The 18,881-nt window shown below is 71.5% G+C and carries 20 protein-coding genes and 1 riboswitch; of the genes, 12 read left to right on the top strand and 8 right to left on the bottom strand.

All coding sequences use genetic code 11. The features are described from left to right. The first annotated feature begins 18 nt into the window (after nt 1-18). The 4 genes from ASD90_RS18560 to ASD90_RS18545 all read left to right on the top strand — a co-directional run bounded on the left by ASD90_RS18560 (nt 19) and on the right by ASD90_RS18545 (nt 4,187). A complete protein-coding gene (locus ASD90_RS18560) occupies nt 19-1,515 on the top strand; it encodes an NCS2 family permease (RefSeq protein ID WP_056759773.1) in 1,497 nt (498 codons plus the stop codon). A gap of 200 nt (nt 1,516-1,715) precedes the next feature. Then, nucleotides 1,716-2,165, top strand: a complete 450-nt coding sequence (locus ASD90_RS18555) for a MarR family winged helix-turn-helix transcriptional regulator (RefSeq protein WP_056759771.1) — start codon at nt 1,716-1,718, stop codon at nt 2,163-2,165. Next, nucleotides 2,162-3,448, top strand: coding sequence for an MFS transporter (locus ASD90_RS18550; RefSeq protein ID WP_056759770.1), 1,287 nt, complete (start codon nt 2,162-2,164; stop codon nt 3,446-3,448). The genes ASD90_RS18555 and ASD90_RS18550 overlap by 4 nt, the downstream gene beginning before the upstream one ends. A 208-nt stretch (nt 3,449-3,656) precedes the next feature. After that, on the top strand, nt 3,657-4,187 hold the full coding sequence (locus ASD90_RS18545) for a ferritin (RefSeq protein WP_056759768.1): 531 nt from the start codon (nt 3,657-3,659) through the stop codon (nt 4,185-4,187). A 105-nt stretch (nt 4,188-4,292) separates the two neighbouring features. On the opposite strand, the gene ASD90_RS18540 is transcribed toward ASD90_RS18545, so the two are convergent. Next, a complete protein-coding gene (locus tag ASD90_RS18540; protein WP_056759767.1) occupies nt 4,293-5,633 on the bottom strand; it encodes a lytic transglycosylase domain-containing protein in 1,341 nt (446 codons plus the stop codon). Nucleotides 5,634-5,796: 163 nt separating this feature from the next. Beyond that, the gene (gene serC, locus ASD90_RS18535; RefSeq protein ID WP_056759766.1) at nt 5,797-6,921 is read right to left on the bottom strand and encodes a phosphoserine transaminase; all 1,125 of its coding nucleotides are present in this window, start codon (nt 6,919-6,921) and stop codon (nt 5,797-5,799) included. A 371-nt stretch (nt 6,922-7,292) separates the two neighbouring features. Here serC and ASD90_RS18530 point away from each other — a divergent pair, with 371 nt between their 5' ends. Further along, on the top strand, nt 7,293-7,574 hold the full coding sequence (locus tag ASD90_RS18530; RefSeq protein WP_056759765.1) for a hypothetical protein: 282 nt from the start codon (nt 7,293-7,295) through the stop codon (nt 7,572-7,574). Between the two features lie 70 nt (nt 7,575-7,644). On the opposite strand, the gene ASD90_RS18525 is transcribed toward ASD90_RS18530, so the two are convergent. Together ASD90_RS18525 and ASD90_RS18520 are read right to left on the bottom strand one after the other, a co-directional pair. After that, nucleotides 7,645-8,337 carry a helix-turn-helix transcriptional regulator gene (locus tag ASD90_RS18525; RefSeq protein ID WP_056759764.1) on the bottom strand — a complete coding sequence of 231 codons (693 nt, stop codon included), beginning with the start codon at nt 8,335-8,337 and terminating at the stop codon, nt 7,645-7,647. 126 nt (nt 8,338-8,463) lie between these two features. Beyond that, nucleotides 8,464-9,585 (bottom strand): citrate synthase 2, encoded by a 1,122-nt coding sequence (locus ASD90_RS18520; protein ID WP_056759762.1) that lies wholly within the window; start codon nt 9,583-9,585, stop codon nt 8,464-8,466. Nucleotides 9,586-9,680: 95 nt separating this feature from the next. Here ASD90_RS18520 and ASD90_RS18515 point away from each other — a divergent pair, with 95 nt between their 5' ends. Next, nucleotides 9,681-10,307: a pentapeptide repeat-containing protein gene (locus ASD90_RS18515; RefSeq protein WP_056759761.1), complete on the top strand. Its 627-nt coding sequence runs from the start codon at nt 9,681-9,683 to the stop codon at nt 10,305-10,307. A 317-nt stretch (nt 10,308-10,624) separates the two neighbouring features. Here the strand turns inward: ASD90_RS18515 and ASD90_RS18510 are convergent, their stop codons facing one another. Beyond that, complete coding sequence (locus ASD90_RS18510; protein WP_056759759.1) at nt 10,625-11,029, bottom strand: hypothetical protein; 405 nt, start codon at nt 11,027-11,029, stop codon at nt 10,625-10,627. A 110-nt stretch (nt 11,030-11,139) separates the two neighbouring features. Here ASD90_RS18510 and pdxH point away from each other — a divergent pair, with 110 nt between their 5' ends. After that, nucleotides 11,140-11,856 carry a pyridoxamine 5'-phosphate oxidase gene (gene pdxH / locus ASD90_RS18505; RefSeq protein WP_056759757.1) on the top strand — a complete coding sequence of 239 codons (717 nt, stop codon included), beginning with the start codon at nt 11,140-11,142 and terminating at the stop codon, nt 11,854-11,856. 245 nt (nt 11,857-12,101) lie between these two features. Here pdxH and ASD90_RS18500 read toward each other — a convergent pair whose 3' ends face one another. Together ASD90_RS18500 and ASD90_RS18495 are read right to left on the bottom strand one after the other, a co-directional pair. Next, nucleotides 12,102-12,404, bottom strand: coding sequence for a hypothetical protein (locus ASD90_RS18500; protein ID WP_056759755.1), 303 nt, complete (start codon nt 12,402-12,404; stop codon nt 12,102-12,104). Further along, nucleotides 12,401-13,573, bottom strand: coding sequence for a hypothetical protein (locus tag ASD90_RS18495; RefSeq protein ID WP_056759753.1), 1,173 nt, complete (start codon nt 13,571-13,573; stop codon nt 12,401-12,403). The genes ASD90_RS18500 and ASD90_RS18495 overlap by 4 nt, the downstream gene beginning before the upstream one ends. A gap of 3 nt (nt 13,574-13,576) precedes the next feature. Here ASD90_RS18495 and ASD90_RS18490 point away from each other — a divergent pair, with 3 nt between their 5' ends. The 5 genes from ASD90_RS18490 to ASD90_RS18470 all read left to right on the top strand — a co-directional run bounded on the left by ASD90_RS18490 (nt 13,577) and on the right by ASD90_RS18470 (nt 17,926). Then, nucleotides 13,577-13,915 carry a hypothetical protein gene (locus tag ASD90_RS18490; protein WP_057586541.1) on the top strand — a complete coding sequence of 113 codons (339 nt, stop codon included), beginning with the start codon at nt 13,577-13,579 and terminating at the stop codon, nt 13,913-13,915. 78 nt (nt 13,916-13,993) lie between these two features. Continuing rightward, nucleotides 13,994-15,259: an MFS transporter gene (locus ASD90_RS18485; protein ID WP_056759750.1), complete on the top strand. Its 1,266-nt coding sequence runs from the start codon at nt 13,994-13,996 to the stop codon at nt 15,257-15,259. Between the two features lie 29 nt (nt 15,260-15,288). Beyond that, a complete protein-coding gene (locus ASD90_RS18480; protein WP_056760267.1) occupies nt 15,289-15,984 on the top strand; it encodes a metal-dependent transcriptional regulator in 696 nt (231 codons plus the stop codon). 207 nt (nt 15,985-16,191) lie between these two features. After that, nucleotides 16,192-16,367: riboswitch (cyclic di-AMP (ydaO/yuaA leader) on the top strand. Nucleotides 16,368-16,369: 2 nt separating this feature from the next. Continuing rightward, nucleotides 16,370-17,146, top strand: a complete 777-nt coding sequence (locus tag ASD90_RS18475) for a C40 family peptidase (protein WP_056759748.1) — start codon at nt 16,370-16,372, stop codon at nt 17,144-17,146. A gap of 96 nt (nt 17,147-17,242) precedes the next feature. After that, on the top strand, nt 17,243-17,926 hold the full coding sequence (locus tag ASD90_RS18470; RefSeq protein ID WP_056759746.1) for a DsbA family protein: 684 nt from the start codon (nt 17,243-17,245) through the stop codon (nt 17,924-17,926). A 47-nt stretch (nt 17,927-17,973) separates the two neighbouring features. On the opposite strand, the gene ASD90_RS18465 is transcribed toward ASD90_RS18470, so the two are convergent. Then, on the bottom strand, nt 17,974-18,585 hold the full coding sequence (locus ASD90_RS18465; RefSeq protein ID WP_056759744.1) for a hypothetical protein: 612 nt from the start codon (nt 18,583-18,585) through the stop codon (nt 17,974-17,976). Nucleotides 18,586-18,881 lie beyond the last annotated feature (296 nt).

The following is an 18,881-nucleotide window of genomic DNA, read 5'->3' as shown; positions in this document are numbered from 1 at the left end:
CCACTAGGGTGGTGCGCCATGTCGACGGATACACGCAAAGCGCCCACACAGACCGGGCTCGACGGCTTCTTCAAGATCACCGAGCGCGGGTCGACCGTCGCTCGCGAGGTCCGGGGCGGCTTCGTCACCTTCTTCACGATGGTCTACATCGTGGTCCTCAACCCCATCATCCTCTCGGGCGTCGTCGACGGCTCGGGCACCATGATCGGTGGCACGACCGACCTGACCGAGAGCAAGCTGCTCGTCGCGGTCGGCACGGCGGTCATCGCCGGCGTCATGTCGATCCTCATGGGCCTCGTCGCGAACTTCCCGATCGCGCTGGCCGCCGGGCTCGGCATCAACGGCCTCATCACCGGCATGGTCATCACCCACTCGGCCGACAAGATCACCTTCGCCGACCTCATGGGCCTCGTCGTCATCGAGGGCGTCATCATCCTCGTGCTCGTGCTGACCGGCTTCCGCAAGGCGGTCTTCAAGGCGATCCCCGCACCGCTCAAGGTCGCGATCTCGGTCGGCATCGGGCTGTTCATCGCCTACATCGGTGTCATCGACGCCGGGTTCGCCCGCCGTCCCACGACACCCGGGTCGGTCCCGAGCGAGCTCGGCATCGGCGGCAGCCTCGACGGCTGGCCGACCCTCGTCTTCGTCTTCGGTGTCTTCCTCATCGCGGTCCTGCTCATCCGCAAGGTCAAGGGCGCGATCCTCATCGGCATCGTCGCGGCGACCGTGCTCGCCATGGTCCTCGAGGTGATCTTCGCCATCGGTCCGCGCGTCTTCGACGACAAGGGCGCCCTGACCAACCCGTCGGCCTGGGCCCTCACCGTGCCGAAGCTGCCCGACTCGATCACCAACGCCCCGGACCTCGGCATCCTCGGCCAGTTCAGCCTGCTCGGCTCGTTCGAGAAGATCGGCGTCGTCACGGCCCTCATGTTCGTCTTCTCGCTCCTGCTCGCCGACTTCTTCGACACGATGGGCACGGTCGTCGCGATCGGCACCGAGGCCAAGCTGCTCGACGAGGACGGCAACCCGCCGCACACCGACCGCATCCTCGTCGTCGACTCGGTCGCCGCGATCGCGGGTGGCGCCGGTGGCGTCAGCAGCAACACGTCCTACATCGAGTCGGCGTCGGGCGTCGAGGAGGGCGCCCGCACGGGCCTCGCGTCGATCGTGACCGGCGTGCTCTTCCTGCTCGCGACGTTCCTCGCCCCGCTCTTCGCGGTCGTCCCCTCCGAAGCGGCGGCACCGGCGCTCGTCATCGTCGGCTTCCTCATGATGACCCAGGTGAAGAACATCGACTGGGACGACATGGAGATCGCGCTGCCGGCGTTCCTCACCATCGTGCTCATGCCCTTCACCTACAACATCACCGTCGGCATCGGAGCGGGCTTCATCGCCTGGGTGCTCGTGAAGATGGCCCGTGGCAAGCAGCGCGAGATCCACCCGCTCCTGTGGATCGTCGCCGCGTTCTTCGTCGTCTACTTCATCAAGGCTCCGCTCGAGTCGATGCTCACCTGAGCGACGCTGCCGCACCAGGCGGTCCGCTCGGCCTAACGCCCGAGAACGTATGCCGTGAAGGCCCCCTCCCGCTCGGGAGGGGGCCTTCCGCGTACGACCGTCGTCGCGGCCGGTGCCCGGTCTGTCCAGGGTTGGGAATGGTTAGCCGAGGTAATGAGTTAGGCTAAGTATCACCAGACTGCACTTCCGAGGATCCGCCCTTGACTTCCAAGCACCCGACCAGCCAGCTCTCCAGAGCCGAGCTCGTCTCGCTCTCCAACGACATCCGACTCGCCTGCATGCGCATCTCGCGGCGGGTCCGTTTCGAGTCCGACCGCGAGCTGCCGCCGCACCAGTTCTCGGTGCTCTGCCGGCTCGAGAGCACGGCCCGCACCAACAGCGAGCTCGCCGACATCGAGCGTGTCTCGGCCCCGAGCATGAAGCGCACGACGAACATGCTCGTCGAGCGTGCCTACGTCTCCCGGGCCGACGACCCCACCGACGGGCGGCAGGTGATCCTGTCGCTGACCCCCGAGGGCCGCAAGGCACTCAAGCGGATCCGCAGGCACCGCGACGAGTGGATGCTGTCGCGCTTCGAGCAGCTCACCGACGAGGAGCGGGAGCTGCTCCAGCGGGCCGCCGACGTGCTGGCCAAGGTGGCCAGCGAATGAGCCCCACCTTCCACTCCCTCTCCATTCCGAACTACCGCATCTACGCCTCCGGCGCGATCGTCTCCAACGTCGGCACGTGGATGGGCCGCGTGGCCCAGGACTGGCTCGTCCTCACGGTCCTGACCGACCACTCGTCGACGGCGCTCGGCATCGTCACGGGACTGCAGTTCCTGCCCTTCCTCATCCTCGCGCCGTTCGCGGGGATGCTCGTCGACCGCTTCCCCAAGCGGCGCATCCTCTTCCTCACCCAGACCGCGCTGCTCGTCACGGCGCTGCTCCTCGCGGTGCTCACCGCGGCCGGCGTCGTCGAGCTCTGGCACGTCTACGCCCTCGCGTTCCTGCAGGGCGTCGCGACGGCCGTCGACAACCCGGCCCGGCAGACGTTCGTCTCCGAGATGGTCGACACCGAGCACCTGCCCAACGCGGTCGCCCTCAACAGCGCGTCGTTCAACCTCGGCCGACTCGTCGGCCCCGCCGTCGCCGGCCTCGTCATCGCGTGGTTCGGCATCGCTCCCGCGCTCTACGTCAACGCCGCGACGTTCGTCTTCGTGCTCGTGGCGCTGCTGCGGATGAACACCAGCCTGCTGACGCCCTCACCGCGCGCCCGCGGCAAGGGCCAGATCCGCGAGGGCCTGCGCTACGTGAAGGGCCGGCCCGACCTCGTGCTCATCATGGCGCTCGTCTTCGTGCTCGGGACGTTCGGCATGAACTTCCAGCTCACGATGGCCCTGATGGCCACGAAGGTCTTCGACAAGGGCCCGGGGGAGTACGGCCTGCTCGGCTCGATCATGGCCATCGGCTCGCTCACCGCCGCCCTGCTCTCGGCCCGGCGCGCCCGGCCCCGGATGCGGGTGCTCCTCGTCGCCCTCGCCGGCTTCACCGTGTCGACGGCCCTGCTCTCCACGGCGCCGAACTACGTGATGTTCGCCGTCTACCTCGTGCCGACGGGCCTCGCCGCCCTGACGGCGCTGACCACGGCCAACGCCATGGTCCAGGTCAGCGTGGACCCCATGATGCGTGGGCGGGTCATGGCGCTCTACATGGCGATCTTCATGGGTGGCACGCCCGTCGGTGCACCGGTCATCGGCTGGATCGGTGACGCCTGGGGGCCGCGCTGGACGATCGCCATCGGCACCATCGCCGTGGGCCTCAGCCTCGTCGCGGTTGGCCTCTGGGTCGCACGTCGGCAGAATGTCGCGGTGACCATCCAGACCCAGCGGCGCCCCCGACTCCGGATCCAGCTCGCCTCGGTGGTGCCCGCCACCTCCGAGGTGACCAAGTGAACTTCAAGTTCCGCCACCGCATCACCGTCGCGGCGCTTGTGCTCTTCATCGCGATCGCTGTCATCGCCGCGTTCGTCAACCGCTGACCGACCGGCCGATGGGGCGGGCGGTGGGCGGCCGGCGGGTGGGCGGCCGGCGGACCAGTCGGCGCCGCGTCCCTAGGATGGGCGTCTGCCCCACCCGTCGAGACCAGTGCGGAGGAGCCACCATGGCCGCCCAGAGGTTCGTCGACCTGCTCAACGAGCAGATCGGCCACGAGTACGCCGCCCACCAGCAGTACGTCGCGATCGCGGTCTACTACGACACCCTGACGATGCCGCAGATGGCGGCGCTGTTCTACCGTCAGGCGCTCGAGGAGCGCGACCACGCGATGATGATGGTCCAGTACCTCCTCGACACGGACTCGACCGTGGCGATCCCAGGGGTGGGCGCACCGACCAACGCCTTCGCCGACATCGTCGAGCCGGTCGAGCTGGCCCTGGCCCAGGAGAAGCGAGTCACCGACCAGATCAACGCGCTGACCGCCGTCGCCCGCGAGGAGCACGACTTCGCGTCCGACCAGTTCATGCAGTGGTTTATCAAGGAGCAGGTCGAGGAGGTCAGCTCGATGTCCGACCTGCTGACCGTCGTCCAGCGCAACCGTGCCGACGTCGAGAACATCGAGGAGTACCTCCGTCGTGAGGCGAGCAGCGCGGGTGCGGACGCCTCGGCGCCGCCGATCGCGGGCGCCGGCGCCTGAGCCCGCCCGCCCCCAGAGACAGGCCAACGGAGACGACGGAAGCAGCCGCCCGGACGGGTGGCCGCTTCCGCGTGAGCGGTGCTGCTCGACCGACGGGGGCCCCGGTCAGCCGAGCAGACCTCCGGTGGGACACGTCACGACCGTGGCGTCGAGGACGCAGACGACCTTGGCCGTCAGCGGGTCGAGCACCCGGACGAGGTCCTTCGGGTCGCCGCTGAGCAGCGGCAGGTGCGGCAGCGCTAGCAGCCGCACGATCTCGGCCGGCAGGGTCGGCGCGGGCAGCTTCGTCACGGACGGGAGCGGCACCGTGAGCGAGGGGAGCGGCACGCCGGGCACCGACGGCAGCGGGATCGGCAGACCGGGGGATCCGGGCTTCGGCTTCGGCTTCGCCGGTGCCGACGGCTTCGGTGAGGCTGAGGGCTTGGAGGTGCTGGACGGCGCGGGTGACGGCTTCGCCGAGGAGCTCGGTGTGGGGCGTGCGCTCGGCGAAGCCGTCGAACGGGGAGCCGGCGAACCGGCATACGCGAAGCCCGAGCCATCGGGGGTGGCCGAGCCGCTTCCGGCGGCGGGGCGGGCGGCGGGGATCGCGCTCATCGGCACCACGGTCACGCCGCGGCGGTACGCGTCGGCGATGGAGAGGACCGTGCGCACGTAGGAGTCGGAGTGGTTGTAGCGCAGCACGGCGCGGTAGGCCGCACCCGGCTGTCGCAGGTCGGTACCGCCCGAGCACAGCAGCACTCCCGCGCCGGTGACGGCGTCGGTCAGGCTCTGCGGGTTGGCGACGCCGTCACCGTCGCCGTCGCGACCGGCCATCGACCACGACGTCGGGATGAACTGCATCGGGCCGACGGCGCGGTCGAAGACGGCGTCGCGGTCGAGGGCCCCGCCGTCGGTGTCGGTGATGCGGGCTGTCCCGCGCGAGCCGTCGAGCGGGATGCCGATGATGCCCGGGCGGGCGATGCCGCTCGCGTCGAGGACGTTGCCACCGAAGCGTGCGTGGTTGCTCTCGACCCGACCGATGGCGCCGAGCACCGCCCAGTCGATGCCGCACCCGGGCTTGATGCTGCCGAGCACGCCGGCCGCGCGCTGGTAGGCCGTGACGGCCACCGCCGGTATGCCGTTGGCGTCCAAACGGACCGGGGCGAGAGAGTCGATGGCCGAGATGGCACCGCGCGACGCCGCCCGGACGTCCACTCGGGCGTAGTCCTCGGTGAACGTCTGGTAGATCGGGGGCAGCTGCATCGGCGCCGGCGCGGGACCGGCCTGCGGGTAGAGCGGGCTGCCGTCGGTGATGGCCTTGTCGGGCACGGTGATCGCCGACGTCGGGGTGACGGTGTCGGTGCCGCGGGTGGCGGCGAACGCGATGCCGGCCGTGGCCAGGGCGATGACCGGCACGGCTGCAGCGACCCGGCGCGCGGTGGTGCCTGCGCGGACGATGCGGACCATGGTGACTCCTCGGATGCGACGCCGCCCCCATTGGCGGTCTGCCGGGATCAACGAGGGACGTCCCGAAAGGTCACGCGTCGGTGCGGCGCGGCCGTGCGAGAGGGCCGGCCCCCCACACGGAAGCCGGCCCTCTCGGGACGAGCTGGGCGACGCGGCCCGGGACTCAGCCCAGGGCGGCGACGACGTGGTCGATGGCCTGCGTCAGCTTCGTGACGTCCTCGGGGTCGACGGCCGGGAACATCGCGACGCGCAGCTGGTTGCGGCCGAGCTTGCGGTAGGGCTCGACGTCGACGATGCGGTTGGCGCGCAGCGTCTTGGCCACGGCCGCGGCGTCGATGGAGTCGTCGAGGTCGATCGTGCCGACGACCTGCGAGCGGGCGGCCGGGTCCGCGACGTACGGCGTCGTCCAGTCGGTCTGCTCGGCCCAGCCGTAGAGGCGGCTCGAGGAGTCCCGGGTGCGGCCGGTCGTGAACTCGAGCCCGCCGTTGCCGTTCATCCAGTCGAGCTGGCTCTTCATCAGCGCCAGCGTCGAGAGGGCGGGCGTGTTGTAGGTCTGGTTCTTCAGTGAGTTGTCGACGGCCGTCGGCAGGCTGAAGAAGTCGGGGACCCAGCGGCCCGTCGCGGCGATCTCGTCGACGCGGGCGAGCGCGGCGGGGGAGAAGGCGGCGAGCCAGAGGCCACCGTCGGAGGCGAAGCACTTCTGTGGGGCGAAGTAGTAGACGTCGGTCTGCGTGATGTCGACCGACAGGCCGCCCGCACCCGACGTGGCGTCGATGAGGACGAGGGCGTCGTCGTCGGCGCCCTCGACGCGCTGGACCGGCGCCATGACGCCGGTCGAGGTCTCGTTGTGCGGCCACGCGTAGACGTCGACGCCGGCCTCGGCCCGCGGCGTCGCGAGCGTGCCAGGGTCGGCCTTGATGATCGTGGGGTCACCGAGGAAGGGGGCGGCCGCGGTCACGTTGCCGAACTTGCTCGAGAACTCGCCGAAGGCCAGGTGCTGCGACCTTTCGCGGACGAGGCCGAAGGCGGCGATGTCCCAGAACGCGGTCGAGCCGCCGTTGCCGAGGATGATCTCGTAGCCGTCGGGCAGGGAGAAGAGGTCGCGCAGGCCCTGGCGGACCTCGCCGACGAGGTTCTTGACCGGTGCCTGGCGGTGCGACGTGCCGAGGACCGTGCGACCCAGCGAGCTGAGGTAGTCGAGCTGCTCGGGGCGGACCTTCGAGGGTCCGGAGCCGAACCGTCCGTCGGCGGGCAGGAGCTCGGCCGGGATGGTGATGGGCTGGGTCACGGCTGGTGCTTCGGTCACGGATTCACCCTTGCGAAGTGCGGCCACGTTACGGGCACGTGGCGGACGTGTTGAGGTCGGATGACGCCGTTGTCACCGCCGCCATTGAACCTCACGTGCCCACCCCTTGGACATCGCTGCTCGGTGTGTGGACGCCCACACGGCGGGCAGGGGTGTGTGCGCGGACGGCTTCGCAGAGCCGGTCGACGACCGGCAGTACGCGGAAGGTCGTATTCCCCTCGGTTGCGGGCCGGGCGCACGCTCGATGAGTGGCGGGATGGGGGGACCAGCCGTCACCGGCGCGAGGAGCGCCGGCGTGGACGTCGGGGGATCGCGGGCGTGGAGCACACGTCCCCATAGGAGAGAAGCAGATCATGTTCAAGCACCACGTTCTACGCCTGGTCGCAGCGATCAGCGCAGTCCTCGCGGGGTCGGTCGTCGGCGCCACGCAGGCGTTCGCAAGCAAGTTCCGCGACGAGTCGCGAGGTCGCTCGGGTCTGTGGCCGGACGCGGGCACGACGTCAACCGGACCCGCGGCCGACAGCGGGTCGGTGAGCTGGATGCTCGTGCTGGCGCTCGCCGTCGCGGTGGTCGCGGCCGCGGGCCTCGTGTACTCCGTCGCCTGGCGGCACAGCCACCACCACCTGCCAGCCTGATCGTCGGTGGGGGCAGCGGTCCGGCGCCCGCTGCCCCGGACATCGCCGATCGCCCGGTCGTGCCGTCCTCTCAGTGCGGGAACACCATGTTCACGGCCTCCATCCGGCTCGAGACCTCGAGCCGGACGAAGACGTTCTCGAGGTGCTTGCGCACCGTTCCCTCGGCGATGCCCATCTGGTGCGCCACCTGCGCGTTGGTCGCGCCGGTGGCCACGAGGCGCATGATGGCCCACTGCCGGGTGGTCAGGCGCGGCGCCCCGCGCTGCTCCGAGACCCGGCGCAGGTGCAGCTCGGCGAGGTGAGGGCGGGCCAGCCGCAGGAGGTCCTGCTCACGGTCCGAGAAGACGGGTCCGCCGTGGCGGAAGAACAGCGAGCGGCGGTCGAACTCACCGAGCGGCGACATGAAGGCGATGAGCTCGTGAACCGGACCGGTCGAGCCGGCATCGGTCTCGCAGGTCACCCCCGTGTAGCCGTGGACCGCCGACAGGGCACCGCATCCGTCGGGCCCGAACAGGGGGTCGTTCGCGATGTCCTCGACCTGGATGGAGTACTGGTCACGTTGGCCTGACGAGACCTCGACGAGCGAGCCGAAGCCTCGATGCCAGGCATTGACCTGGAACGTCACCTGGTCCGCTGGGACGAGCTCGCTGATCTCGTCGAGGACGGATGCATAGAACAGGTCGTCCGCGTCCAGCTCGTGGGCGTCCTCGAGGATTTCGAGCAGACGCTTGACGTCGCGATCGTGGACGAATGAGTCGGGCATGGCGGCACCTCGGGTGGCCACGACGTTGGCAGACGGACGGCCGCAGCCTGCTTCCCAGCATAGGAGCGTGGGTGCACGACGTCCCGGCTACGCTCGAGACGGCATACGGCCCCCGAGGGCGTGCCCTCAGTGGGAGATGTCGGGCGTCCAGCCGGCGACGTCCTCGGGCTTGCGCGGACCTTCGCCGATGTAGCGCGAGGACGGCCGGATGAGCCGGCCGGTCTGCTTCTGCTCGAGGATGTGCGCCGACCAGCCGGCCGTGCGCGCACACGTGAACATCGGCGTGAACATCGACGGCGGCACCTCGGCGAAGTCCAGGATGACCGCGGCCCAGAACTCGACGTTCGTCGCGAGCACGCGGTCGGGCCGGCGGGCGTGCAGCTCGTCGAGGGCGGCCTTCTCGAGCGCCGCGGCGGCCTCGTAGCGCGGTGCCCCGAGACGCTCGCAGGCGGACCGGAGCACACGGGCGCGCGGGTCCTCGGCGCGGTAGACGCGGTGGCCGAAGCCCATCAGGCGCTCGCCCTTGTCGAGGACGCCCTTGACGTAGGCCGTCGCGTCGCCCTGCTGCTCGACCCCGTCGAGCATGTGGAGCACCCGCGAGGGCGCGCCGCCGTGCAGCGGGCCGGACATCGCACCGACGGCGCCGGAGAGCGCGGCGGCGACGTCGGCGCCCGTCGAGGTGATGACGCGGGCGGTGAACGTCGAGGCGTTCATGCCGTGCTCGGCGGCCGAGACCCAGTAGGCGTCGACGGCCTCGACGTGCCTCGGGTCGGGCTCGCCGCGCCACCGGATCATGAACCGCTCGGTGATGGTGCGGGCCTTGTCGACCTCGCTCTGCGGCACCATCGGCTTGTCGAGCCCCCGGGCCGACTGCCCGACGAACGACAGGGCCATGACCGCGGCGCGGGCGAGGTTGTCGCGCACCTCGTCGGCGTCGATGTCGAGCGTCGGCTTGAAACCCCACACCGGCGCGAGCATGGCGAGCGCGGACTGGACGTCCACGCGTACGTCCCCGGTGTGCACCGGCAGGGGATAGGGCTCGGCGGGCGGCAGCCCCGGGTCGAACTCGTTGTCGACGAGCAGGCCCCAGACGTGGGCGAAGTCGACGTGCCCGACGAGGTCGTCGATGTCGACGCCGCGGTAGCGCAGCGACCCACCCTCCTTGTCCGGCTCTGCAATGGTCGACTCGAAGGCGATGACACCCTCGAGGCCGGGCTTGAAGTCGGGGTCGGGCGTGCTGTCTGCCATGAGGGTCCTTGCTGTGCAGGCGGTACCACCGCGGTGTGGAGGCCGCAGCCGGGACGCGGAGGATGGGCGTCGGTCCCGGCTGACAGACTCACCGTATGCCGTCAGCCGCCGACCAGACCGTCTTTCGTGACGCCGTGTTCAGCACCCGAGACCAACATCACGACGCCGTCCGCTTCGAGGGCACCGACTTCACGCGGGCCCACGCCGAGGGTCACACGTTCCTCGAGTGCTCGCTGCTCGGTGGCACGCTCGACGAGTCGCACCTCGAGGGCTCGCGCTGGTCGGAGTGCGAGTGGGAGCGCGTCGGGGGCGTCGGGCTGACCCTGGCCGAGGCGAGCCTCGTCGAGATGACTATCGAGGGGTGCCGGCTCGCGGCCGTGTCCGCGTGGGGCTCGACGTGGCGTGACGTCACGGTGCGCGGCGGCAAGGTCGACTTCCTCAACCTGCGCGGAGCCCGGCTCAAGGACGTCGCCTTCGTCGACTGCGTCGTCGTCGAGCTGGACCTGCAGGAGGCGACCGTCGACGGGCTGACCTTCGAGGGCTGCACGCTCGTGTCGCCGACCTTCGGTCGCGGGAGGTATGCCGCCCTCGACCTCTCCGGGGCCACGCTCCGTTCGCCGGTCGGCCTGTCCGGGCTCAAGGGCGCGACGATGAGCCGCATGCAGGTCATCGACCTCGCCGACGCCCTCGCCCTCGAGCTCGGCATCGTCATCGCCGACTGAGCGCCCGCGGCCCGCCCAGGCCCTCGGCGAGCCCCACGTCACTGCTGCACGGGGTGCAACAGTGACGTAGCGAGTGGGCCTGGTCACCCGGCGGGCGGTGGGGGTCTGACGGCTACGTCACTGCTGCATGGGGTGCAACAGTGACGTAGCGGGTGGGTCTGGTCACCCGGCGGGCGGTGGGGGTCCGGCGGCTACGTCACTGCTGCATGGGGTGCAACAGTGACGTAGCGGGTGGGTCTGGTCACCCGGCGGGCGGTGGGGGTCTGACGGCTACGTCACTGCTGCGTGGGGTGCAGCAGTGACGTAGGGCGTGGCGGTCAGTTGATCTGGTTGGGCTTGGCCCGGCGCAGGGCCGCGGTGGCGGCGTCCTTGGCGCGGTCGGTGGCCTTGACCTTGTCGTCGGGGCGGATCCGCTTCGTCAGGTCGGCGCGCTCGACGAGGGCCGGGAGCAGCATGTCGGTCTCGGGGTGCACGCCGACCGCCTCGTCGCCGCTGAAGACGACCCAGTGGGCGGCGTCGCCCTTGTAGACCTTGAGGATGCTGCCGTCGGCGAGCGACTTGGCGTGCGCCATCGCCTGGCGCCGGGCGCGTTCGCTCGAGATCGCCTTGTTGGCCGCCTCCTTGGCGGGCTCGCGCAGAGCCTGCGTGGCCACCCAGATCTGGGGGCCGTACTTGATGCCGAGCTTGACGGTCTGGGTGACGAGCTTGCCCTTGCCTGCCATCGTTGGTGACTCCTCACAGCGCCCCGGGCGGCCGGGGCTGTCGCCGGGCCCGCGCGCGCCGTGGCCTGACGTCCGCGCGGACCTTCTCGGGTCAACCCTAGTGTGGGGTCATGGACAGCTCACCCCGCCAGCCGGCCCGGGAGGGCCTCGCCGCAGTGCGTCGCGTCGACTACTCCGGCGAGGGCCTCGTCGAGTCCGACGTGGCCGCGTCGCCCTACCTGCAGGCCAAGGCCTGGGTCGATGCCGCTCTCACCGCGGCCGACGACCGCGACGACGTGCCCGAGCCGACCGCCATCTCGGTGGCCACCGTCGATGCGACGGGCACCCCCGACGTGCGCACCGTCCTCATGCGCTTCTTCGACGAGCGGGGTCCGGGCTTCGTCACCAACCTCGGCTCGGCGAAGAGCGAGCACCTCCGGACCAACCCTCGCGTCGCGGCCGCCCTCACGTGGCCGGCCATCTACCGGGCGATCCGCTTCCGCGGCACCGCCGAGCTCGTCGGGCGCGACGAGGTCGAGGCCTACTTCGACTCCCGGCCCTACGGCTCGCGCCTGTCGGCCTGGGCGTCCGACCAGTCGCGCCCGGCGGCCGACCGGGCCGAGCTCGAGCGCAGGTGGCAGGAGGTGCTCGAGCGCTTCCCCGACACGGGCAGCGACCACGACGTGCCGGTGCCGGACTTCTGGGGCGGGTGGCGCATCGTGTGCGACGAGGTCGAGTTCTGGGCGGGGCGGCGCAACCGCCTGCACGACCGGATCGTCTTCCGCCGCACGGGTGACGGCGACCTCGCCGACCCCGACTCGTGGACGCGACTGCGCCTCCAGCCCTGACCCACTCCCGGCCGGCCCACCGCCCCGAAAGCTGCGTTCGACTGCTGGGTGGACCCGTCCGGTGAGGGACACGGAACAGGGCAGCCCGACGTGTCGGACTGCCCTGCTTCATCCCTGGGTGTGGATGGGGACGCGGCTATCGCGTGGCCACCTCACACGCTCCGGAAGAAATCACTTCTCGGATCACCTCCCTTCGGTTTCGATGCCACGACCGTACGTCGGGCCCCGAGCGGCGGCAAGACCTTTTACACCGAGGGCTTGTCGGGGTCCTGCGGCCCGTCCGGAGCCGGGTCGGTGGGCAGAGGGTCGCTCGTCGTCTCGTCCGCCGGCCCGGTGTCGGCGCCCTCGTCCGCGACCTCGCCCGCGACCTCGTCCCCCGCGCTGCCACGGACCTCCCCGGACGATCGCCGTCGCGTGATGCGGCCGAGGGCGACGATCACCGCCACGATCGCCAGGACGACGAGCGCGACGACGAGCATCGGACCCCAGGCGTTCTCGGGCGGCGCAGCGGCGTCGGCCGGTGCGGCCATGAGCACGCCCGGTGTCACGGACCCACCTCGGGCTCCGGGGCGACCGCGGCGGTCGCCTCGGGCCGCAGGTCGGCGCCACGCGACCCGCCGCCGGCCGGCGGCAGCGGCGTGGGCGGGGTCGGCGGAGTTCCGGAGCCGGCACTGTCGCGACGCGGACCGGCACTCCCGGCCGGCGCGGACAGGCTCCGCGCCCCGACGAGCAGGGCCAGCAGCACCGGGAGCTCAAGGTAGGCGTGGTAGCTCGCCAGGGCGGCATACAACGCCTTGCCCTGGGCGAAGTCGAGGCCGAAGAGGACGGCGAAGAGCGCGGCCGCCACGAAGCCCGCGGCCCACAGCCGGGGTCCGGTCACCCACGGCACGCGCGCCTCGAAGGCCGCCGACGCGTCCGGCGCGACGCGCGGCAGCAGGGCGACCCACACGACGTAGTGCATCGTCTGCATGAACGCGAAGACGGTGAGGAAGCGCATCCCGAGCACCGTCGCCGAGGCGCTCGGCGGGGAGCTCGCCGCCAGGACCGTCTGCCCGTCACCGACGACGCTGCGCACGATCCCGGGGTCGGCGCTCAGCGACCCGTCGAGCAGCCCGAGCAGGATCACGGCCGGGATCGCGACGACCCACAGCAGCTGGACGGCGCGGAACGCCTGGCGTCCCCGGCGGGAGGTGATGCGACGCGACCACTCCCAGAGGAAGAAGAGGGGCACGACGTTGTGGAGGTGGGTCAGGACGACGAAGTAGTACGTCGGGAAGCTCAGCGAGACGGCCGCCGCGGCTCCGATGACGGCCCACGCCGCGACGCGTCGCCGGCCGTCCAACCCGTGGCGGGCGGCGGCCGCGAGGATGGCGTAGCCGAGGACGATCTCGGCGAGCTGTGCGGGTCGCCCGATGACTCCCGCGAGGAGCCGGCAGACCACGATGCCGCTGATGAGCGCGAGGAGCAGCTCGAGGAACGGCCGGCCGAGGAGACCCGAGAAGCGGCCCATGACGTAGCGGATCTCGAGGAGGTTGTGCAGGATGCCGAAGAGGATGAGGCCGATGACGGCGGTCGCGATGGGCGCCCCGAGCGCGATCGCGAGCGAGAGGCCGACGGCTGTCAGCACGAGGAGCGTGATGGTGCCGGAGCGATGCACGGCCACGGACGGGGCGGGCGTGTCGGACACCGAGCCACCCGGCCGGGTCTCGGCGGTCACGAGGTGAGCCTCCCGGCCCTACAGGCCCTCGTGCTGACGTTCGCCGTCGAAGTGCCGGTGCTCGTCGCGTTCGCACGGGCCGCGGGCTGGGCCGGTTGGGGCCGCGCGCTCGTCGGCGCGGTCGGCGTCAACGTCGTGACACACCCCGTGCTGTATGCCGTGTCGACCGGCTTCGGGTCGCCGTGGCAGCTCGCGGGGGCGGAGGTCGTCGTCGCCGTCGTGGAGACGGCGCTGCTCTGCTGGTGGTGGCGCGTGAGGGGTCGCGAGGACGCGGTGACGCTGGCACTCGCGGTCATCGCCGCCAACGCCGCCTCCACCGCCCTCGGTCTGCTCGTCCTCTGAGTCCTGGCCACGCCCCAATGCTTTCGTCGGCTGGTCGGCCCGGCCACCCGAGTAACCCGATCGTTAGGGTCCTGTGGCGTGACCGAGATTCGGGGGGACGGTGCGCAGGGGCGCCGGGGCAGCCTGCGCGCCATCGCCCTGTCGGCCTACGGGCCGACGCTTCTCGGTTCGACGGGGGCCGGCGCCGTGTCGCCGATCATCGCCGTCTCGGCGCGCGAGCTCGGCGCCTCGGTCGGGGTGGCCGCGCTCCTCGTCGCGATGCTGGGCGTCGGCCAGCTGCTCGGCGACCTGCCGTCGGGTGCGCTCGCGGCGCGCATCGGTGAGCGGCGGGCGCTGCTCGTCGCCGCCGTCATCGAGGCAGTCGGCATGCTCGTGGCGGCGCTCGCGGGCGGTCTCGTCATGCTCTTCGCCGGCGTGCTCGTCATCGGCCTCGCCGGCTCCCTCTTCGGCCTGGCCCGGCAGGCCTACCTCACGGAGGCCGTGCCGGTGGCGATGCGTGCGCGGGCGCTGTCGACGCTCGGCGGCGTGCACCGGATCGGCTACTTCGTCGGGCCCTTCATCGGTTCGCTCGTCATCGTGCGGTGGGGCACGGAGGCGGCGTATGCCGTCGGCGCGGTCGCGAGCCTCGCCGCGTTCGTCCTCGTCCTCCTCGCCCCGGACATCACCGGGTCGGCGCACCGGGTAGCCGGCGGCGGCCCGCCCCGCAGCGTGGCCTCGGTGCTCCTCCAGCACCGGCACGTGCTCCTGACGCTCGGCACCGGGGCGATGTGCGTGGCTGGTGCGCGTGCCATCCGCGAGGCCCTCGTCCCGCTGTGGGCCGAGTCGGTCGGCTTCACCCCGGCGCAGACGTCACTCGTCTTCGGCGTCGCCGGCGCGCTCGACATGGCGCTCTTCTACCCGTCGGGCTGGCTCATGGACCGCCACGGCCGAGTCGCGGCAGCCGTGCCGAGCATGCTCGTGCTCGGCCTCGGGATGATGCTGCTGCCGCTCGCGACGAGCCTCGTCGCGGTGACGGCCGCGGCCGCGGTGCTCGGCCTCGGCAACGGTCTCGGCGCGGGGCTCATCATGACCCTGGGAGCCGACGCGTCGCCCTCGGACGGACGGGCGCAGTTCCTCGGCGGCTGGCGCCTCTGCGCGGACGTGGGAAGGGCGGCGGGCCCTCTGGCGTTGTCAGGGCTGAGCGCCATCATGTCGCTCGGCGCCTCCGCCGTCGTGCTCGGCGTGGGGGCCGTCGTCGGGGCGGGCTGGCTGCGCATCTGGGTGCCGCGGCACGACCCGACCCGGGGCCCGAGGACCGGCCCCACGACCGGGCCCGCGACAGGACCGGCCACGAGCGGTCCCTGACCGCTCTCCGACTCTGAGAAGGTATGACCGTGACGGACCTGATCGACACCACCGAGATGTACCTGCGCACCATCTTCGAGCTCGAGGAGGAGGGCATCGTTCCCCTCCGCGCGCGCATCGCCGAGCGTCTCGGCCACTCGGGCCCCACCGTGTCGCAGACCGTCGCCCGCATGGAGCGTGACGGTCTCGTCGCCGTCTCGGGCGACCGGCACCTCGAGCTGTCCGACCACGGCCGGCTGCTCGCGACCCGGGTCATGCGCAAGCACCGCCTCGCCGAGCGGCTCCTCGTCGACGTCATCGGCCTCGAGTGGGAGTACGCCCACGACGAGGCGTGCCGGTGGGAGCACGTCATGTCCGAGAAGGTGGAGCGCAAGATCCTCGGGCTCATCGGCGAGGGCCTCGAGTCGCCCTACGGCAACCCGATCCCCGGTCTCGAGGAGCTCGGGGTGCGTCAGGACGAGGACTTCCTGACGGGCCTCAGCACGCTGACCGCCGCCGTCGGCGACGCCCCGGCCGTGGTGACGATCCGCCGCATCGGCGAGCCCGTGCAGGTCGACCCCGAGGCGCTCGCGCTGCTGACGAGCGCCGGTGTCGTGCCCGGGGCGCGTGTCGAGGTCGTCCGTGACGGTGGCCGGGTCCTGGCCGTCCGCGAGGGCAGCGAGCCGTCCACCGGCGTGTCCCTGCCCGACGACGTCGCCGTCCACGTCTTCTGCCAGGCGGCCTGAACACGCCGTGTCCGGCAGGGTTTGCCCCGGTCTGCGGGGTCGTTTTGGCATGCCTTGCCACACCTCGTCCGAGCCCTTCCTGGCGTCGCTGAAATTTCTTTGACTTCCGGGAACTCGAAGGTGACAAGGCCCATGGACTTGGGTACGGTGGGCGAACTTGCTCTCCCCGTCGAGTGAGTGCCCCGGGTCGGACCGCCTAGTCCTGCCATCGACCTGAGGCTCAGTACGAACCGCACGGCAGGAGCGGGGGAACCACTTTCTCCGGGCGTCGAGAGACGCCCTCGGGGTGAAGCCCTCCGTGGACCGAACCTGGTCCGAGCGAAGGCCGGGCAGTACCTCCAGCCCGAACCCGACAGCTCACCTCGTAGGCGTCGAGAGGTCAAACGTGGCTCAGAACGTTCCCGGGCGCCACCGCGCCCCCGGTCGCTTCAACGCGATCTCGGAGCTCAAGACGATCGCCAAGGAGTCGGCCCAGCCCGCCGTGAAGGGTGCCGCCATCGTCGCGGCCTCCGGTGGTCTCGTCGCCTCGTTCGCCGGCACGGCGAACGCCGCTGACGGTACGAGCAGCGCCGCCGCCGGTCCTGCGGCCGTCGGCCCGGCCGTCGGCACCCTCAAGGCCGGCAACGCCCTGTCGGCGATCGGCTACGCCAAGCCCGCCCTCAAGCAGGCCACGGTCAAGCCCGTCGTCATCGAGGACGTCAAGGTCAAGGCGGAGCGTGCCGAGAAGAAGGCCGCCGCGAAGGCTGCCGCCGAGCGGGAGGCCGCACAGGAGCGCGCGTCGCGCTCCGGCTCGACCACGCGCGCTGCCCTCAACGTCGCGCCCAACCCCAGCGCCACCGGCATCGTCGGCATCGCCCAGTCGTTCTTCGGCGTGCCCTACGTCTACGGCGGCACGACGCCCTCCGGCTTCGACTGCTCGGGCTTCACGTCCTACGTCTACCGCCAGGCTGGCATCTCGATCCCGCGCACCGCCTCGGCCCAGGCCGCGGCCTCGACGCCGGTCAGCAACCCGCGCCCCGGCGATCTCGTCTTCTTCGGCTCGCCGATCTACCACGTGGGCATCTACGTCAGCCCAGGCCGCATGATCGACGCCCAGCGTCCCGGCACCGTGATCGGCAACCACTCGATCTGGACCCAGCCGTCGATGTACGGCCGCATCTGAGCGGTCACCTCTCGCGCCTCACGTTGCGCCCCCACCGGATCCGGTGGGGGCGCAACGCTTTTCCGGCCTCGACGGCGTCCGTGGTTGACTGAGTCGATGACCGATCAGCCTGCCGCCGAGTCCACGACCCTCATCGAGCTCGACCTCTGGAGCGACCTGGTCTGCCCCTACTCCTGGGTCGCCAAGCGGCGGGTCGAGGCCGCCGTGGCAGCCTTCGAGCGCCCGCACGACGTCACGGTGCGACTGCGCTCCTTCGAGCTCGACCCGGACGTTCCGGTGGGTGGCGCGGTGCCCGTCAGCGAGCACCTGTCGGTGCGGCACGGCGGCGACGCCGGTGCCGGCCGGCTGATGAACGCCAGGGCGAGCGAGGTGGCCGAGGCCGATGACCTCGTCTTCGACTGGGACCGTGCCGTGCGCGCCAACACCTTCGACGCCCACCGGCTCTGCGCCCTCGCCGGCGAGATGGGTGGCCCCGCGCTACGCTCCGCGGCGGTCGAGCGCTTCCACTCGGCCCACTTCGGCGAGGGCCTCGCCATCGACGACCACGAGGTGCTGCAGCGGCTCGCCGCCGAGTGCGGCCTCGACGAGCGCCGCGTGTCGGCCGTTCTCGCGTCGGACGAGTACGCCGAGCAGGTGCGTGCCGACGAGCAGCAGGCGCGCTCCATGGGCGTCACGTCGACGCCCTTCGTCGTCGCCAACGGCTATGCCGCCGTGACCGGTGCCCACCCGGTCGAGGACTACCTCGCACTCATGCGCGGGGTCGCTACCCAGACCGTCTGACGGGTCCGGGGGACTCGCGGAGGCGGCCGGACGGCATACGCCCCCGGTCAGGAGGGGTGGTCAGCGGCCGGACGGCCGAAGGTCACCGCCTCGTCGACGGCCGGTGGCGCCTCGGCGCGCAGCTGCTGGTCGGGGAGCGGGCCGAGGGCGTCGTTTACCGTCGAGAAGGCACGGCGCAGCGCGACGAAGACGGTGACCGCGAAGATCTGGCGGTCGTCGAAGCCGGCCGCCCGCAACGGCTCGAGGTCGGCCGGCGTGGTGGCGTTGGGGTTGCCTGCGACGGTCCGGGCCCACGCCGCGAGGGCCGCGTCGGCGGCGTCGAGCCCGTCGTCGTCGCCGCGGAGCACGGCCCCGGCGACCTCCTGCCCGGCCGCGGTGGCGAGGCGGCCGCCCCACGCGAGGGCGCAGTACGAGTCGCCGATGGTCGAGGCGGTCGCGGAGATGAGGATGCCGCGCTGACGGAAGGTCAGACCGGCGACGGAGACCATGTCGGCGAGCAGGCGGAACAGCGTGTCGTGGGCGGCGGGGGACTGGGCCCAGACGCGGCTGAGGTTCATGACGTAGCCGTGGTCGGCGACGTCGCTCGCGAAGTAGGCCTCGACGTCCGGCGTCGCGGTCGGCTCGGTCAGGAAGCCGTGGCTCGGGTGGGTGGCCGTCATGTGCTGCTCCCGGGAAGCGGGTCGTGGAACCTCCATCGTCGCACGCGGGGCCGGGCCGGATCAGGCTCGTGGACAAGGGGTCCGGGCTCTGGTGGGTGCTCCCGTCCCCTCCTCGGGAGCACCCACCACGCGGTGGAAGGCGGCCACGTCGCGGCCGTCCGTGATGCGCTCCCGCCATGGCCCCCACTGCTGGCTCGAACGTTCGGCCGAGATGACCGGCGCGGCGCATCACCAAGGAAGACGCCGCGGCGCGCCGAGTGTGTCGCAAACGCACGCAAATCACCCACTCCGGTTCC

The sequence above is a fragment of the Terrabacter sp. Root181 genome, assembly GCF_001428505.1.
GTDB lineage: Bacteria > Actinomycetota > Actinomycetes > Actinomycetales > Dermatophilaceae > Terrabacter.
Note: the sequence above shows the minus strand (reverse complement) of the source record. Positions and strands in the feature narration are given on the sequence as shown.

Bases quoted from the DNA above. Each gene is read 5' to 3' on its own strand.
- ASD90_RS18525 (WP_056759764.1), bottom strand. From the start codon at position 8,337: ATGCCCGACTCATTCGTCCACGATCGCGACGTCAAGCGTCTGCTCGAA.
- ASD90_RS18530 (WP_056759765.1), top strand. From the start codon at position 7,293: ATGTTCAAGCACCACGTTCTACGCCTGGTCGCAGCGATCAGCGCAGTC.
- ASD90_RS18540 (WP_056759767.1), bottom strand. From the start codon at position 5,633: ATGGTCCGCATCGTCCGCGCAGGCACCACCGCGCGCCGGGTCGCTGCA.
- ASD90_RS18560 (WP_056759773.1), top strand. From the start codon at position 19: ATGTCGACGGATACACGCAAAGCGCCCACACAGACCGGGCTCGACGGC.
- ASD90_RS18470 (WP_056759746.1), top strand. From the start codon at position 17,243: ATGACCGATCAGCCTGCCGCCGAGTCCACGACCCTCATCGAGCTCGAC.
- ASD90_RS18515 (WP_056759761.1), top strand. From the start codon at position 9,681: ATGCCGTCAGCCGCCGACCAGACCGTCTTTCGTGACGCCGTGTTCAGC.
- ASD90_RS18520 (WP_056759762.1), bottom strand. From the start codon at position 9,585: ATGGCAGACAGCACGCCCGACCCCGACTTCAAGCCCGGCCTCGAGGGT.
- ASD90_RS18545 (WP_056759768.1), top strand. From the start codon at position 3,657: ATGGCCGCCCAGAGGTTCGTCGACCTGCTCAACGAGCAGATCGGCCAC.
- pdxH (WP_056759757.1), top strand. From the start codon at position 11,140: ATGGACAGCTCACCCCGCCAGCCGGCCCGGGAGGGCCTCGCCGCAGTG.
- ASD90_RS18510 (WP_056759759.1), bottom strand. From the start codon at position 11,029: ATGGCAGGCAAGGGCAAGCTCGTCACCCAGACCGTCAAGCTCGGCATC.
- ASD90_RS18550 (WP_056759770.1), top strand. From the start codon at position 2,162: ATGAGCCCCACCTTCCACTCCCTCTCCATTCCGAACTACCGCATCTAC.
- ASD90_RS18465 (WP_056759744.1), bottom strand. From the start codon at position 18,585: ATGACGGCCACCCACCCGAGCCACGGCTTCCTGACCGAGCCGACCGCG.